This window comes from Thomasclavelia sp., from assembly GCF_047249845.1.
GTDB lineage: Bacteria > Bacillota_I > Bacilli_A > Erysipelotrichales > Coprobacillaceae > Thomasclavelia.
Genome location: NZ_JBKTWO010000158.1, coordinates 1 through 1,901 on the forward strand (window position 1 = coordinate 1; position 1,901 = coordinate 1,901).

The 1,901-nt window shown below is 25.8% G+C and carries 2 protein-coding genes; both read right to left on the reverse strand.

The window, feature by feature from the left end; all coding sequences use genetic code 11:
• Nucleotides 1–306: 306 nt before the first annotated feature.
• On the reverse strand, nucleotides 307–978 hold the full coding sequence (locus tag ACLR9T_RS14275; RefSeq protein ID WP_008789013.1) for a BglG family transcription antiterminator: 672 nt from the start codon (nucleotides 976–978) through the stop codon (nucleotides 307–309).
• A 59-nt stretch (nucleotides 979–1,037) separates the two neighbouring features.
• Nucleotides 1,038–1,901 (reverse strand): metallophosphoesterase (locus tag ACLR9T_RS14280; RefSeq protein ID WP_413110134.1); only part of this gene is annotated, 864 nt, incomplete at its 5' end.

The following is a 1,901-nucleotide window of genomic DNA, read 5'->3' on the forward strand; positions in this document are numbered from 1 at the left end:
AGGTCTATAGGATTAATTAGTCTTGTTATTTTTTTAGGAGTTACAGCTTTTAATACTCATAATGATACGTTAACAATCGTTAGTTACATTTTTATGGTTGTTATGCTTTCATGTTTATTTGAATGTCTTATTTTATATGGACTCTATATTGTGTTTAAAAATAAGTCAATATAATTTTTAAATAAATATATTTATTGCCAAGGAAATATTGTTAGCAAATGATATATTAATTATTAAAAATCCATTAATCTAAAAAGAAAAACTAAACGAATTAACAACTTAATGTAAGTTATTTCGTTTAGTTTTTTATTGTTGTCTAAATGCAGTACCAAAATGTAATGCAATATATGCCAATTCATGCTCATTAAATGATTTTTTATAATGTTCTTCAACAATAGAGTTAAAGATTTTTGCACATTCAAATTCAGTTTCATGTTGTGATTGAATTTGATCCTTTAAAGGATTATTTGAGAGTTGTTGATTATTTTGTAAACGATCTAATGCAGGATAGAAATGTAATGTCATACCAGTATAAAACTCTTTATTTTTTCTCAAGTCTAAATTTAAAATTTCTTTAATTTTTACAATTGTTTGATTGATGACTTCTTCCATTTCATCATCACATAAATCAAATTCACAATTAAAATCAATATCTAATAAATTAATATTAGCTAAATACATAGTTGTATAACTAATTTGATTTTGATCAATTGTCACATCAAACTCTTTTTCAAGTATTTCAATGATTTGTACAGCAGCAGGATAGTATTCATGTTCCTTTAAATGATTAATTTGACTTTCACTTGTTGGGATATACGTTCCATTTAACTCCCTTGAAATACATAGTGATAAATGAATAATTAAATTATCAAATGCAGTTTGTGAAATTTCAATATTATGTTTTTCAATAACATTTTTCACAATTTTTTCTATTTCTTGTTTTCTTTTTTCATATTGACTGTCTAATTCTATAACCATATACCTTACCTCGCTTTTCATATGATATATTATTTGTCTGAAAAAGTCCATAATAAATATTACTTTTTTGTAAACGCTATTTTTATATCTACAAATTCACAATTTGTTAAGAAACGCATAGGGAATCCCCAAGAACCATAACCGCTTGTGACAATTAAAGAAAAATGATTTTTTTGAAGTAATCCATAAACATTATCATAGAGTGGAGCAGTTAGAAGGGTTACTGGAAAAAATTGTCCAGCATGTGTATGCCCTGATAACTGTAAATCAGCATAATGAAGAACATCCTGATAACGTTTAGGATTATGGTCAAGTAAAATTGTTGGTAAATTTGTATTCATTCCCTGACATATATTATTCATTTTGTTGTCAAGGTGTGCAACAACATCTTCTCTTCCTATTATATTAAATAAGCCATCTACACATACATATTTTTCACTTAGATGGTAGATATTGTATTTTTGATAAAGTTCAGTTTGTAAAATATTTGCATAATGTTCATGATTGCCATTAACTGCAAAGAGTCCATAAGTTGTTTTTATTTGTGAGAATATACTAAGTGCATCTTCTATCATATCTTTTGGAGTTGATTCATCAAATATATCGCCAACAAAACATACCAAATCATACTGCTTATGATTAAACTTATCTACCAGAACTCTTAAATCAGAAAGAGAAGTTCCAGTTCCCAAATGAATATCACTAATCATTCCAATATGTAATTCTTTAAGCATTGTTTCTTTATGAATAGTTATTTCATAATTGGTTTCTACTTTAGAATAGTGTGTTAAATAACTTATGCTTGTTAATAAAATTGAGAAAATGATTAAACCAGTGATGGTTCTATAAACAAAAGGTTTGTGAATACAGTAACAAATAATTTGATAAATTCCAAAAAGAATAAAAATGATAAATACTGTTAT

Excerpts from the sequence above, each read along its gene's own strand:
- ACLR9T_RS14275 (WP_008789013.1), bottom strand. The coding sequence starts at position 978 with ATGGTTATAGAATTAGACAGTCAATATGAAAAAAGAAAACAAGAAATA.